Genomic DNA, 14,147 nt, shown 5'->3' with positions numbered 1-14,147 from the left:
CATGAGATTACGTGTTATCTGAAGTTACGTCTAGTGCACCCGTCATCGGCGCGAGATCCACCACTTGACGGGGCATCGCCTGCCTCGAAATTGCCACCGAGGGCAGACCCCCGGGCATGCGCGTGGCGCAATCATGCACGACATGCATTCTCACCAGCGGCACCGCCCACTGACGATTGCCCGTAGGTCGCTCGACACCTCTGCGCAGAGTTCCCCGCGACTCTTCCGAGAGAAAGTACAGCTGCCCCAACGGCCGGGAACCAAGGAAAGTAGCAACGAACGTAGTAGGCCGGATCAATACGGTGTGTTTCGCCTCCATTTCTGGATGATTGCGGCGAAGTTGCTCCAGAGTGTTGGTGCTTCGGTCAGAATGGGTCCGTTCCATCGAGTCTGTCCACTCAACCAACTTTTGGAGGGAAGCTCACATGGCACAGGAAACAAGCACTGACGCCAAGCACGGTGACGTCCTGGATATCCAGAACATTCGGGACATGGAGATGACGCTGCGGCTTCAGATCGATGAGGCGCGGCAGGAAGCCCAAAGTGCTCGTCAGTACGCCCAGCAGGCGCAAAACCTTGCCCGGCAGGCGCAGAACCAGACCCGTCAGGTCCAACACCAGGCGCAGATCGCCCAGCACGAGGCCAACCAGGCCAATCAGCAGGCCCAGCAGGCCCGCCAACAGGCCCAGCAGGCGCAGAACCAGGCCCAGCAGGCACAGGGCGAGGCCGACCGGGCACAGAGCCAAGCCCAGCAGGCCCAAGGCGAGGCCAACCAGTCCAACCAGCGGGCGCAATCAGCGCAGGATCAGGCCGAGCAGGCCAGCCAGTTGGCCCAGCAGTCCGAGGATCAGGCCTCCCGTTCCCAGGAGCGGTCCGGGCAGTGGGAACTGCAGCTGCATCAGCTTCGCCAGCAGGCACGCCAGATGCAGTCACGCTAGCCACCATCTGCCCGCAATGAATGATGTGTCGACGAAAGGGGCCACCGCATGGGTGGTGTCCCCTTTCGTCGACCGGTGAAAGGTGGTCGCGGATGAGCGAACCGACTGTTCCCCCGACCGACGTCGAGGTGATCGTGCCGGAGGCGATGAGCGCCGGGGTCTACGCCAACGGGTTCACCTGCTGGTACAACCGCACCGACTTCACTCTCGATCTTCTGGTGTACCTGCCGACCGATCAGGGTGTCGATGACGCCGGTCGGCCAGTGGTGCGTCAACCGGCTCAGGTGGTGTCGAGGGTGAAGTTCCCGCCGGCGATGATCTTCCGGCTGATGCAGATCTTGAACGACAGCATGAGCAACTATGAACACCAGTTCGGCCCGATTGTCCACCTCGGAGAATAACCGGACAGGAAAAAAACACGATGCTCCTATCCAGTCCCATCATTTTCCTCGCAAGCCCGCGCGACCGGGCAGTCGTGACCGACCCCGCCATCTCCTACCGACCCGACAAGATCAACGGCCGCCGCTATCACGTCACCGCCACCACACCACAACCGGCAGGCCAACCCGCCTTCGAATGAGCGCTGCCGGATCAGCGGCTGCGCACCCTCTCTGAACGGCCATCGAAGACAGCACCCGTGGTTCCCCGCCGCCCACACGCGGTCACGGATGGCGAGCGCGGCACACAGTTGGTTGTGGCGCTTCGGGGCGCTGTCGGCCGTCGCCGTGGTCTGCGTCGGCGTGCTGGTGCTGCGCCGACTGGAACCGGATCGGGAACGTCCTTCCGCACTCCGCTGGTGTCGCTGGTCCCGATTCTCGCGCTGATCGGGTGCGTACTGCTGGCAACCACCTTGGACGCGCTGACCTGGGTGCGCTTCGCGGTCTGGGTCATCGTCGGCATCGGGGTCTACCTGGGCTGCAGCCGCTAACACTCGACCATCGCGAACCAGACCATAGATTCCTCAACGGTTTCTGCCGGCCGGTAACCGGCTTTGATTTCGCCATTGGGATCTTGCACGAATGCATTCCGAATCATTGCTTCTCCTGGGCGAATTCGGCACGCTCTCTGGATAAGAGCCACGGCTGACCCTTTCGAGCGACCTGCAAGCAGTCGCTACGCAACACCCTCGCGGCCGGGCCGGAAAGGACGACGACCCGATATGTCCGATGACGAGAAGCAGATCCGAATCCTGATCGAACGGTGGGCGGCGGCGGTACATACGGGCGATCTCGCCGGTGTGCTCACCGATCACGCCGACGATATCGTGATGTTCGACGTGCCCCCGCCGAACGAAGGTGTGCGCGGCATCGACGCCTATCGGGACACTTGGCCCGGATTCTTCGAATGGCAGGCATCGGGTGCGACGTTCGACATCGTGTCACTCGAGGTGGTCGCGGGCGAGGATGTCGCCTTCGCATACGCGCTGCTGCTGTGTGGCACCGCGGAGGAGTTCGCGCGCGATCCGGCCAAGCGGCTTCGGGTTACCTTCGGCCTGCGCAAGCAGTACGAGCGCTGGGTCGTGGTGCACGAACACCACTCCTTCCCCGACGACAGTCCCGCACCGGCGGTCTGACACTCCGAGAACCCTGGTTCGCTACGGTGGCATCGAGCGCAACGATGCACCGACCGCCGTAGGCGTAGTGGCACCGTTGCCCGCATCCGAACGCGGCATCGAGTGCACCAGGAGTTCCACGTGAATCAGCCCGACTACCAGAATCATTCGGGTACCCGGCCGGCTGCCTGGTACGAGAACTGGACGGAGGTCCCGGATTCGCCGTGGCGGCAGCGGCCCGAGCCCGGCGACGAACGCGAGTACCGCACACTCACCTATGAACGCGATGGACGCATCGCGCGGATCACCTTCGACCGCCCGGAAAAGGGCAACGCGATCACTCCGGACACCCCGGTCGATCTCGCGCACGCGGTCGAACGCGCCGACCTGGATCCGCGAGTACACGTGATCCTGGTATCCGGGCGCGGTAAGGGTTTCTGCGGCGGCTACGACCTGGACATGTTCGCCGAACAGGGCGCACATGGGGCCGACGGTGCGCACGAAACCGCGGGCACGGTGACGGATCCGGTGGTGCAGGCGGTCAACCACAATCCCTGGGGCACTTGGGATCCGATGATCGACTACGCCATGATGAGCCGCTTCAATCGCGGTTTCGCGAGCCTGCTGCACGCCAACAAGCCGACCGTCGCCAAACTGCACGGCTTCGCCATCGCGGGCGGCACCGATATCGCGCTCTACTCCGACCAGATCATCTGCGCCGACGACACCAAGATCGGCTACCCGCCCACCCGGGTCTGGGGCATCCCGGCGGCGGGTATGTGGGCGCACCGTCTCGGCGATCAGCGCGCCAAGCGGCTGCTGTTCACCGGCGACTGCATCAGCGGAAAGCAAGCCGAGGAATGGGGCCTGGCGGTCGAATCGTGCCCCGCCGACGAGCTCGACGAGCGCACCGAGGCCTTGGTCGAGCGCATCGCGCGCATGCCGGTGAACCAGCTGATGATGGCCAAGCTGGCGCTCAACTCGGCACTGCATTCGCAGGGTGTCACGAACTCCGCGATGATCAGCACGGTATTCGACGGGATCTCACGGCATACGCGCGAGGGCTATGCGTTCCAACTGCGTTCGGCCACTGTCGGATTCCGTGAGGCTGTGCGCGAGCGCGACGAACCGTTCGGAGACTACAAGCGCACCCAGTTCAAGGCGCCGGAGTAGATCCACTCACCGCCTCAGCGGCGATTCCGTCGCCACCGCCCGTGGAGACGACTGCGTGTGCAGCCCGCCGACCCAGGTCCCCGGTGGAAAGCACACCACCGCGAGCGTGCGCGTCTTCGCTGCCCCGAAGCCGTCGCCATGCGCCATATGCTCGGCTACTTCTTCGACGGCGTCCTCCCCGAACGCGGCACCCTGCCGCGACTGACGCCGGAAACGGTGGGGCGCGGGCGGCCTATATTCATTCCGAGGACGGGAGGAGTCCGGGGATGTCTGAGGTACGGGCCCGTTTCGGGGTGCTGGGGCCGGTCCAGTTGACGATCGGTGGTGTGGCGCAACCGCTGGGCGGCATCAAGCAGCGCGCGGTCTTGGCATATCTGTTGATCAATGCCAACCGACCGGTGTCGATCGACGCGCTGGCGCAGGTGGTGTGGGAGGATTGCCCGCCGCCCGACATCCGGATCAGCCTGCACACCATCGTGTCGAATCTGCGAAAACCGTTGCGGGAGGCCGGACTCGACGCTCGCGTCATTCTCGCGCGCGCCGGAACAGGATACCGGGTCACGGCCGCCGAGAACTGTTGCGATATGCAGCGGTTCCGTGCGCGCAAGGAATCCGGGCTGCGGGCCTTGGCCGCCGGGCGGTTGTCGGTGGCGAGCGAAGTGCTGTCGAGCGCGCTCGCGGAGTGGCGCGGCACAGCGCTGGCGGATCTGCAGGGGCTCGGGTTCGCCGATGCCTTCGCGACTGCCCTCGACGACGAGCGGATCGGCGTCATCGAGGCGCGCGCCCAAGCCGAGATCGCCCAGGGGCGCGCTGACACCGTCATCTCCGAACTGGCGGAACTCGCCGAGCGGTATCGGTTACGAGAACCGTTGTGGGAGCAGCTGATCACCGCGCTGTATGTCGGCGGACGGCAGTCCGACGCACTTGAAGCGGTGCGCCGGTTGCGCGCGACGCTGGCCGAGGAACTCGGCATCGATCCGGTGGCCTCGATTCGGGAACTCGAAGCGCGGATGCTGCGCCAGGAGCCGCTCATCCCGCCGACCGATGCCGTTGCGTCCGCACTGCGAGCCACCACCGTCGTCGACCTGATCACCCCCGGCTCTCGAGCGTTCCTGCGGGATTCGACCGGGCAGACCTTTCCGGTCACCGGGCCGTTCACTCGCATCGGACGGCTGCCCGATAACGACATCGTCCTCGACGACGGCAGGGTCAGCCGCCATCATGCGGTGATCGTCAGCAACGGCCGGACGTGCGTGCTCAAGGATCTGTTGTCCTCCAACGGCGTATTCGTCGGCGGGGTGCGGGTCATCGACAGTGTCGCGCTCACCGATGGCGCGGTGGTGCGCATCGGCGATACCGAATTCACCTTCGGTGTGCTGCCGCACGGGCTGTGAACTAGCCGAAGTGCTTATCGAACCAGGTCAGCAGTTGCGCCTCGGTTTTCGGTCCGGGCCACGGATTCTCCGGCCGTAGTGTGCAGAACTGGGCGAGCAGTTGCGCGTCCTCGTGCATGGCGATCAGACAGGTTCGGACGCCGATCTCCGGATCGTCGTCCAGGAAGCAGAAATACCGGCCGACCGGGACGCCTGCCTTGCGCCAGACGTCGTCGGCTCCACCACCGCCACCGCACGCGTGTCCGCCGAGCAACCCGACATCGGCGTGATACAGGTTGCTCGCCGACTGCTGGTCCGGAAATCCGAAGAAGAGCGCGGACGGATAGTCGACCGATGTGCTGCACGCCAGCGCGGCGTGCACCGCGCCGCCCGGCGGTGACATGTGCTGGCAGTTTCCGGGGCTGAAGTCACTGGCGAGCCGATCGAAGATCATGCGGTCCTCGGGCGTGAAATAGTCTGGGTCCCGGGCATTTTCCTGCGACAGCAACTGGTTCGCGCTGGACTTCGCCACGTAGTCCCGTATCGGCTCGTCACTCGGCGTCGACCAGATGTAGAAGACCATCGCGAGCTGGGCCTCATCGGTCACCAGCAGTGACGGTTTCGGCGCGGCCGGTGTCTCCGCGCGGTTGGCCATGCACGCCTTGCGGCCGATCTCCTTGCCGTCCCGGATCGAGGGGCCATCCGATCCGGCAGGGTCGCCGGGGCAGTTCTTGGCCTGGAAGGTGCGCAGCATGATGTTGTAGTAGGCACGCATGGCGTCGAGGTTGCGGAAGCGGAAGTATCGAGCCGCGGGTTCGCTGGCCGCGGGATTCTCCGGACAGAAGATGACCGCGGTGGTGGTGGACACGTCCGGATTCTCGTGCTCGCAGGTGGATCGCTTGCGCCCTGGTTGGGCGACGATTTTCAGCAGTTCGATGTCATCGCCGCGCAACGCGCTGGCGTCGGCGACTGCGGTGCCCTTGCGATCTCGGAGCCAGGTCCAGCCGCCGAAGCCGGCACCGGCGGCAACAATGACGGCGATGGACACGATGAGCGCGGTGAGCGTACGGCGTCGCCGCCGCGGCGCGGTATCCGGGGCGGCGGGTGCCCGAGTATCTGCGGTCAGGGCATCTGTGTTCTCGGCATCCGGTGAACTTCCAGTTCCCGCCGCGGTACTCGACGTTCGGTCGGTGACGGCATCGTGCGTCTCGGTCGTGGGCGGCGTCGGCACCGAGGCGCGTGTCCGGCCCTCGGTGACAGCAACGGCGCTGGTCAGTGCCGCCTGCGCGGCGGTCGCGAGTTCACCTGCGGCACCGAACCGCTCGCCGATATTCTTCGCCATGCCGCGAGCGATCACGGTGTCGAGCGCCGGGGTCACGCTCGGCCGGATCATGCTGGGGCGCGGTACCGGCTCGAACAGGTGGGCGCTGATGATCGCGGCGTCGGTGCTGCCCGGATAGGGCCGTGCGCCCGTCAGGCATTCGTACAGCACACAGGCCAGGGAGTAGACATCGACCGCTGGCGTGGTGTGCTCGGCCCGGAACCGTTCCGGTGCCATATAGCTGAAGGAACCGATGACCGCGCCATGCGTCGTCAGCCGATGATCGGTACTGGAATGTGCGATGCCGAAATCGACCAGATACGCGAAGCCGTCGTGCGTGAGCAGGATGTTGTCCGGTTTGACGTCGCGATGGATCAAACCTTCGGCATGCGCGGCATCCAGCGCCGACGCGATCTGGCGGACCACAGCCACCGCCTGTTCCGGCGGCATCGGTCCGTTGGTTCGCAACAGCGAAGGCAGACTTTCCCCATCGACCAGCCGCATATCGATATAGAGGCGGCCATCGATCTCGCCGTAGTCGTGAATCGGGATGACATGCGGTTCGCGCAGCCGCGCCGCCGCATCGGCCTCACGCTGGAACCGTTCGCGATAGCCCTCGTCCTGCGCGAGCTTCTCGAGTAGCACCTTGATCGCGACAGTGCGGCCTTTGCGCATGTCGTAGGCCTGGTAGACCTCGCCCATGCCGCCGCGTCCGATCAGCCGATCCAACCGGTAGTGTCCGAACATCGAGCCGACTGTGAGTGGTTGGCGCTGGCTCGTCATCTCGTCCTCCGCGATGCAGACCGAAGCCGTTCGCTCGTCGGTCAACTGTAAGTTCGGTGGCCGGTTTCATGAGCCGTTTCGGCCGACAGCGGGAATGTCCCCCCAGACTATTGATCTTCGCCACGCCCCGATTGGTTAACACGCGCGGTGGCCCCATAGGGTCCAGGGATGAGCTGGACCGTTGGCTTCGACCTCGATATGACGCTGATCGACTCGCGGCCGGGTGTGAGCAAGGCGATCGATCAGGTGGGCGCGGAGTTCGGGCTGCCATTGCGCGGGACCGAGTTCGCCGACCGGCTCGGTCCGCCATTGGGGATGCTACTGGCCGATGCCGGTGCGCCCGAAGCACTGATTCCGGCGCTGGTCACCCGCTACCGGGAGATCTATCCGTCGATCGTCCCCTACATTCCGGCGATGCCGGGTGCCGATGCCGCGCTGGCGGCGGTCCGTGCGGGTGGCGGCCGGGCATTCATCGTGACCGGTAAGCACGCACCGCTGGCGCGACTGCACCTCGGTGAACTCGGATGGCGAATCGACGATGTGGTCGGCGATGTCTGGTCGGAAGGGAAGTCGGCGGCACTGCGTGAGCATGGTGCGGACCTGTTCGTCGGTGATCACGAGGGTGATATGCGTGGTGCGCGGGCCGCGGAGGTCTTCGCGCTAGGTGTCACCACCGGGCCCTGCTCGGCCGACGAATTGCGTTCGGCGGGAGCGGAATACGTCTTAGGTGACCTCACCGAGTTCCCGGATTGGCTCGCCTCGTGGGCGAGGACGAACCCGCCGCGGTAGGTCGGGTTGCCGCCTCAGATGCTCTAGCGTCCCCGCGCAGCGCCTTCCAACGCGTTGAAACGCAACGACAGACCATCCAGCAGCGCCCGCAATCCCGCCTCGAAGGCGGCATCGTCGATATCTCGCTGCCGACCCGAGAGCAGATGCGCCTCATCCAAGTGCGGGTAGTTCCCGCGGTAAACGGCCGCGTCCTCCGGGAAGCCGCCGGCGAACGAGCCCAATGTCGAGCCGGTGACGAAGAACCGCATCAGCGCGCCCACCTGGGTCGCCTCGCACCGCGGCCAACCCGACGTCACCAGTCCACCGAATACCGCGTCGGCCTGCCGCAGCGCATTCGGCCGCCGCCCGATGCCCTGATTCAAGGCGGGTACCAAGTTCGGGTGCGCCGCCAGTGCCGCCCGATACGATCTGGCCCAATCCCGCAGTGCCACACGCCAATCGGCGATATTGGTGAACATGGACAGATCGATCTGCCCGAGTACGGCGTCGACCATCGCGTCCAGCAGATCATCCTTGGTTGCGACGTGGTTATAGAGCGAGGGCCCCTGCACACCCAGTTCGGCGGCGAGTCTGCGGATCGATACCGCCTCGAGGCCTTCGGCATCCACCAGATCCAGCGCCGCCGACACGATGCGGTCGCGGCTGAGCAAGGGCCGACGCGGTCTTCCCACGAAAACCTCCTGGTCGATCATTCCAGTGTCGCATCGGTGGGTACCGACGACGGCAAATTTGCGTCGTTGGTTGATCGACAGTTGGCAATCGAGAAACTTGCACCGTTAGTTTTCTGCCCTCGGATGTCGGCGGCGAGGAGGCTGAGCACTGCTGATGCCCGGATAGAGACCGATCGGTATGCGACAATTGGGTCTGTCCGCGCGTTCGACAGCCCGGACGGATGCACTGGGATCAGCGCAGTGGACGCAACCGTCAATGTAAGGAGCAACCATGCGCGCCAGGTCGAATCACCTTCTCGGATTGACCCTCGCCGCGGTGTTCGGCAGTCTCGTGCTGGCCGCTGGTCCCGTGGCCGTCGCCCAGCCGCCCCCATCAGGGCCGACGCAGGACTGCCAGATCGGCGAATCCCAGGACCAGGGGCCGTACGAGTGCGTCTGCGGGGAGAACAATCAGTGGGTCTGCCACGAGCGGGGACACGGCCCTCGCTAGCCCGCTCGTTCAGCACGACTTCCACTAGGACCAGCGTTTCACCAAGGAACAGCGCCGAGACGGTTGAAGAAGCCGCCGGTCGGGCCGTCGGTGTCGATTGTCGCGAGCCGGACGATCACGTCGGTGCCCTCGGTCACCGTCTGATGTCCGGAGTTGCCGTTCAAGTCCGTCGCGGTGTAGCCGGGATCGGCGGCGTTGAACTTGATCTCCGGCACTGCACGCGAGTACTGCGAGGTAATCATGTTCAACGCGGTCTTCGAGGACGGATAGCCCAGCCCGTGGATCTGCGATTCGAGTCGGCTCGGATCCGAGGTGATGGTCAGCGAGCCGATGCCGCTGGACACCATGACGACGCGCGGATTCGCGGCCGCGCGCAGCAGCGGTAGGAACGCGTGGGTCACCTCGATCGGCGCGAACACGTTGGTCTCGTACACATTTCGCAGATCCGCGGCCACGGTCTCGGCGGGCGGCACGCGCGAACCGCCGATGCCCGCATTGTTGACCAGGACGTCGAGGTGCGGGATCCGCTGTGCGATCGTCGCGACCGCCGAGTCGATCGATTCTATGGACGTCACGTCCAGCTGTACGAATTCAACATCGAGTCCCTGTTCGACCAGTTCGAAGGCCGTCGCCTTACCCCGGTCGACATCGCGCGCTCCCAGGAATACGTGCCAGCCCAGCTCGGCCAGTCGCCGGACCGTCTCCCGGCCCAAACCTTTGTTCGCCCCGGTCACCAGGGCTGTCGTCTCGTTGCTCATACATCGAGAATTGTCCGCCGGACCGGCCTGCAACAGGGCTGATAACTCCTGGGATCGGTAGTACCACCCCACGGCCTGCCCGCTACGGCATCATCGAGGCATGGATCGCACGGAACTGGCCACTCTGCTGCGGCAAGCCCGCGCTCGGGTGGGGCCGCGCGATGTCGGGCTGCCCGCCGGCTCGCGACGGCAGGTGCCGGGGTTGCGCCGGGAGGAGGTCGCCCAACTCGCTGGCGTCAGCGTCGACTACGTCGTGCGGCTCGAACAGGGTCGTGGTCCGCATCCGTCCGCCGCGGTGCTCGGGGCTTTAGCCCGCGCCCTGCGACTCGAGGACGCCGACCGCGACCTGCTGTTCCGATTGGCCGGTTCGACGCCGCCGCAGGAGGGCCGGATACCCATGGTGGTGCGCCCGAGCATGCTGCGGCTGCTGGACCGGATGGCGGATCTGCCCGCGCTGGTGATTTCCGCGAAAGCCGATGTGCTGGCGTGGAATTCGATGGCCGCGGCACTGCTCGGCGACTTCTCCGCGTGGCCGCCCGCCCGACGCAACATCATCTGGCAGGCCTTCCTCGGCACCGAACCCTCGCGGGTGGTCTTCACCCCCGCTGAGGCCGAGGCCGCCGCCGCGTCCTGGGTCGGCTCACTGCGCCGCGCCAAGGCCGACTATCCCGACGATCCGGACCTCGCCCGCCTCGTGCACGAATTACGTTCACGCAGTGCGCGATTCGAACAGCTCTGGCGCGAGGGCCGTACGGCTCAGTGGCGCGGCGCGACCAAGACCGTCGATCATCCGGAGCTCGGACGGCTGGCGTTGGACTGCGATGTTCTATTGGTGCCGGACACCGACCAAGCCGTCGTCGTCTACTCGGCGGCACCCGACACCCCCGCCGCATCAGCATTGGAGCTACTGCGCATCACCGGCACCCAGCAGCTCGCACCCGGCCGATAGCCGCTGGCCAGCTGCCGCGATCTCGGCAAAATCGTCTCGGCCGGGACGCCTTCGATTCCATTCGAGCGCGATTCGACTGCGCGCGACAGGCATTCATCCGCCGCGATCGGCATCCCAGCGTTGCCGGGTGGCGGCGATGGCGTCCTTGTGATTTCGCGACACGGCGGCGAGGTTGCCGATGGCCGCGGCCAGGCTTCGTCCCGTTTCAGTGAGCAGGCGCAGACGACCTGGCCGTCGGGTGGCCGCGGAGGCCGAACGCGACTCGGTGGCGGGGCAGCGCAGCAGGGATGTCGACAAGACGTACGAGCGCGACGGCGTCACCGCGATCGGCGGTTCGGATATCGCCGAGGTCCTGACCAAGTCAGTGGCCGCTGCTTCTCGAGGAGGCTGTCCGTCCACAGCGAACAAAAAGGAAAGGAGTGCTGACTCCTTTCCACTCTCAATGTATAGCGCACCGGGGGGCTTGCGGCAAGACCCGGGTCGTGCCGCACAATTGCCGGCCGAGGCCAGAACCTGCGGAAATGGGAGTCGTGGAATGCGTGTGTTGTTGTCGACGTATGGGTCGCGCGGGGACGTCGAACCGCTGGTGGCCATCGCGGTGCAGTTGCGGGCACTCGGCGCGGAGGTACGGGTGTGCGCGCCGCCGGACGAGGACTTCGCCCGGCGGCTGGCCGGTGTCGGCGTGCCGATGGTGCCGGTCGGCCAGTCGGCGCGCGCGCTGACGACTGCGGCGCCGCCGCCGTCCTCCTTGCCCGAGCGCGCGGCCGCGGTGATCGCCAGCCAGTTCGACGCAATCACCGCGGCGGCCGAGGGATGTGACGCGCTGGTGGCGACCGGCATGTTGCCCGCCGCAGCCGGCGCGCTGTCGGTGGCCGAGAAACTGGGCATCCGTTCCGTGTCCGTGACCTTCCAGCAGCTCACGCTGCCTTCGCCATATCACTCGCCGTTGGCGTATGCGGGTCGGCCGTTCCCGCCGGAGGTGACCGACAACCGGGAGCTGTGGGATCTGGACGCCCAGAACATCAACGCGCTGTTCGGTGCGGCACTCAACACCAACCGGGCGGCGATCGGCCTGCCGCCGGTGGAGAACGTGCGCGACTACGTCATCGGTGATCAGCCGTGGCTGGCGACGGACCCGATCCTGGACCCGTGGCGGGAGCCGGCGGACCTCGACGTCGTGCAGACCGGCGCGTGGATCGTGCCCGACATTCGCCCACTCCCGGACGACCTGGAAGCGTTCCTGGACGCCGGCGCTCCACCGGTATACGCAGGTTTCGGCAGCATGCCCATGCTCGCCACGAAGGACGCCGCCCAGGTAGTCATCGAGGCGATCCGCGCGCAGGGTCACCGCGCAGTCGTCGCCCGCGGCTGGGCGGACCTGGCCCTGATCGACGACCGGGACGATTGCTTCGTTGTCGGCGAGGTCAACCACCAGACCCTGTTCGGCCGGGTAGCCGCTGTCGTGCACCACGGCGGCGCGGGCACCACGACGACAGCCACCCGAGCCGGCGCGCCTCAGGTGGTGGTACCCCAGGCGGCGGACCAGCCGTATTGGGCAGGCCGGGTGGCCGAACTGGGCATCGGTACGGCGCACGACGGTCCGACTCCGACCGTCGAGTCCCTGTCGGCCGCGCTCGAGACGGCTCTGACACCGGAGACGGGCGCACGAACGACCGCCGTGGCCGGCACGATCCGCGCCGACGGGGCGATGGTGGCCGCGACGCTGCTGCTCGACGCGATCAGCCGAGCGCCGGTGTCCGCATGAACCACGCGGGATCGTGCTCGTGGTCGGGCCCAACCCGGCGTTCCTGAATCACATCAGCCGTGTGCTGCCGTCGCTGGGCGAGACCAACGTGGTGTTCACGACCACCGGCGACCTCGTGCCCGGCCTGCGCGTCACCGCCGAAGACATCCCGCAAGCCGCGCGGCTCAAGGGCTCGCGGCAGATCCTGGACGTGCTCGCAGCGGCGGTCGCCGATCGCCAGCGACTGCCCGAGCAACCGCTGCCGATCGAACTGGCGGACGTCACGGTACGGATCGACGCCGAGACCGCGCAGTGGGCCATGGAGGAGGCCCGCGCGAGCGGGCTGCCGCACAACGAGGCCCGCACGGTGTTCCGCGAGATCCTCACGTACGTGCTCACCGAACGCGCGATAGCCCGGATCGGCCGCGGCTGGCTGACCCGCGCGGACCGTGAAGCATGGGAGCAGCTGCGGACCGACCTGCTCGAGGAGCTCGCTGACCACGGCGAGTTCACTGCCGCGCTCGACGAACTCTGGCCGACACTGACGCCGGAAACACTACTGGCACAGCTGTATTCGTCGCCCGAGCGGCTGCGAGCGGCGGGTGCCGACCAGGCGCTGTCGCGCGCCGAGGGTGCGGCCTGGACGGTGTCGGATGTGCCGCTGCTCGACGAACTGGTCGACCTGCTGGGCCGCGACAAGCCGGCCGATCAGGCCGCCGCGCGGGAACGGAAAGCCGAGGCCGAGTACGCCGCCGGTGTGCTGGACGTCATGATCAGCCGTGAGGACATGATGGACGACGAGGACCATCTGTTCGCCCAAGACCTGCTCTACGCCGAGGACCTGGCCGACCGGTTCCTCGAGCGCGACACCCGTGAACTCGCCGAACGTGCCGCCGCGGACCGGGACTGGACCTACCGGCACGTCGTGGTCGACGAGGCCCAGGAACTGTCCGAAATGGACTGGCGGGTACTGATGCGGCGCTGCCCGGGCCGATCCTTCACAATTGTCGGCGATCTCGCCCAACGCCGGTCGGTGGCCGGAGCGACCTCGTGGGACACGATGCTGCAGCCGTACGTACCCGGCCGCTGGGTCTACCGGTCACTGTCGGTGAACTACCGCACCCCGGCGGAGATCATGACCGTCGCCGCCGCGCTGCTCGCCGAGTTCGCCCCTGGGGTTCAGCCACCGGAGTCGGTCCGCGCGTGCGGCGTCCAGCCGTGGTCCAGGCAGGTCACCGAGGACGAATTGTCCACTGCCATCGAAGAATTCGTGCGGGACGAAGCCGGTCGCGAAGGCACAAGCGTCGTGATCGGGCCACCGGGTGTACCGGGCGCGGTGACGGCGTCGGAGACCAAGGGCCTGGAATTCGACGCCGTCCTGGTCGTGGAACCGGAACGGATCCTCGCCGACGGCCCACGCGGCGCGGCCGAGCTCTACGTCGCCCTCACCCGCGCCACCCAACGCCTCGGCGTCCTGCACCAGGGCACATTGCCACAGGCTCTGGCCGGACTCACCGAAACCGGAACCCCCGCCCATGCTGGAAATCAACGGTCGGCGTAGCGATTCACATGCGGTCACTGCATCCGCTAGCTCGCCATCGACAAA

The 14,147-nt window shown here is 66.5% G+C and carries 14 protein-coding genes and 1 pseudogene; 11 read left to right on the top strand and 4 right to left on the bottom strand.

The window, feature by feature from the left end; all coding sequences use genetic code 11:
- Positions 1-425: 425 nt before the first annotated feature.
- The 6 genes from OG874_RS13060 (at position 426) to OG874_RS13035 (ending at position 5,057) form a co-directional block, all read left to right on the top strand.
- Entirely contained in the window at positions 426-938 is a 513-nt protein-coding gene (locus tag OG874_RS13060) for a hypothetical protein (protein WP_330255393.1), read from the top strand.
- Between the two features lie 92 nt (positions 939-1,030).
- Complete coding sequence (locus OG874_RS13055; RefSeq protein ID WP_330255392.1) at positions 1,031-1,339, top strand: DUF3467 domain-containing protein; 309 nt, start codon at positions 1,031-1,033, stop codon at positions 1,337-1,339.
- 395 nt (positions 1,340-1,734) lie between these two features.
- The gene (locus tag OG874_RS13050) at positions 1,735-1,866 is read left to right on the top strand and encodes an amino acid permease C-terminal domain-containing protein (protein WP_330255391.1); all 132 of its coding nucleotides are present in this window, start codon (positions 1,735-1,737) and stop codon (positions 1,864-1,866) included.
- A gap of 231 nt (positions 1,867-2,097) precedes the next feature.
- The gene (locus OG874_RS13045; RefSeq protein WP_330255390.1) at positions 2,098-2,511 is read left to right on the top strand and encodes a YybH family protein; all 414 of its coding nucleotides are present in this window, start codon (positions 2,098-2,100) and stop codon (positions 2,509-2,511) included.
- Positions 2,512-2,631: 120 nt separating this feature from the next.
- A complete protein-coding gene (locus OG874_RS13040) occupies positions 2,632-3,663 on the top strand; it encodes a crotonase/enoyl-CoA hydratase family protein (RefSeq protein WP_330255389.1) in 1,032 nt (343 codons plus the stop codon).
- Between the two features lie 266 nt (positions 3,664-3,929).
- Positions 3,930-5,057, top strand: coding sequence for a BTAD domain-containing putative transcriptional regulator (locus OG874_RS13035; RefSeq protein ID WP_330255388.1), 1,128 nt, complete (start codon positions 3,930-3,932; stop codon positions 5,055-5,057).
- A 1-nt stretch (position 5,058) separates the two neighbouring features.
- Here the strand turns inward: OG874_RS13035 and OG874_RS13030 are convergent, their stop codons facing one another.
- Positions 5,059-7,140: a serine/threonine-protein kinase gene (locus tag OG874_RS13030; protein WP_330255387.1), complete on the bottom strand. Its 2,082-nt coding sequence runs from the start codon at positions 7,138-7,140 to the stop codon at positions 5,059-5,061.
- 168 nt (positions 7,141-7,308) lie between these two features.
- On the opposite strand from OG874_RS13030, the gene OG874_RS13025 reads away from it, so the two are divergent.
- Positions 7,309-7,929, top strand: a complete 621-nt coding sequence (locus OG874_RS13025) for an HAD family hydrolase (RefSeq protein ID WP_330255386.1) — start codon at positions 7,309-7,311, stop codon at positions 7,927-7,929.
- Positions 7,930-7,952: 23 nt separating this feature from the next.
- On the opposite strand, the gene OG874_RS13020 is transcribed toward OG874_RS13025, so the two are convergent.
- Positions 7,953-8,600, bottom strand: a complete 648-nt coding sequence (locus OG874_RS13020; protein WP_330255385.1) for a TetR/AcrR family transcriptional regulator — start codon at positions 8,598-8,600, stop codon at positions 7,953-7,955.
- A 271-nt stretch (positions 8,601-8,871) separates the two neighbouring features.
- Between OG874_RS13020 and OG874_RS13015 the strand changes: the two genes are divergently transcribed.
- Complete coding sequence (locus OG874_RS13015; protein ID WP_330255384.1) at positions 8,872-9,090, top strand: hypothetical protein; 219 nt, start codon at positions 8,872-8,874, stop codon at positions 9,088-9,090.
- Positions 9,091-9,128: 38 nt separating this feature from the next.
- Here OG874_RS13015 and OG874_RS13010 read toward each other — a convergent pair whose 3' ends face one another.
- A complete protein-coding gene (locus OG874_RS13010) occupies positions 9,129-9,848 on the bottom strand; it encodes an SDR family oxidoreductase (protein WP_330255383.1) in 720 nt (239 codons plus the stop codon).
- A gap of 100 nt (positions 9,849-9,948) precedes the next feature.
- On the opposite strand from OG874_RS13010, the gene OG874_RS13005 reads away from it, so the two are divergent.
- Positions 9,949-10,797 carry a helix-turn-helix transcriptional regulator gene (locus OG874_RS13005; RefSeq protein ID WP_330255382.1) on the top strand — a complete coding sequence of 283 codons (849 nt, stop codon included), beginning with the start codon at positions 9,949-9,951 and terminating at the stop codon, positions 10,795-10,797.
- 93 nt (positions 10,798-10,890) lie between these two features.
- Here OG874_RS13005 and OG874_RS13000 read toward each other — a convergent pair whose 3' ends face one another.
- Positions 10,891-11,157: a hypothetical protein gene (locus tag OG874_RS13000; RefSeq protein ID WP_330255381.1), complete on the bottom strand. Its 267-nt coding sequence runs from the start codon at positions 11,155-11,157 to the stop codon at positions 10,891-10,893.
- Between the two features lie 175 nt (positions 11,158-11,332).
- Between OG874_RS13000 and OG874_RS12995 the strand changes: the two genes are divergently transcribed.
- Together OG874_RS12995 and OG874_RS12990 are read left to right on the top strand one after the other, a co-directional pair.
- Positions 11,333-12,562 carry a glycosyltransferase gene (locus OG874_RS12995; RefSeq protein WP_330255380.1) on the top strand — a complete coding sequence of 410 codons (1,230 nt, stop codon included), beginning with the start codon at positions 11,333-11,335 and terminating at the stop codon, positions 12,560-12,562.
- Positions 12,563-12,575: 13 nt separating this feature from the next.
- Positions 12,576-14,102, top strand: a pseudogene (locus OG874_RS12990) (helicase); the annotation flags it as partial.
- Positions 14,103-14,147 lie beyond the last annotated feature (45 nt).

The sequence above is a fragment of the Nocardia sp. NBC_00565 genome, from assembly GCF_036345915.1.
GTDB lineage: Bacteria > Actinomycetota > Actinomycetes > Mycobacteriales > Mycobacteriaceae > Nocardia.
This window is presented reverse-complemented; position numbering and strand designations above follow the sequence as displayed.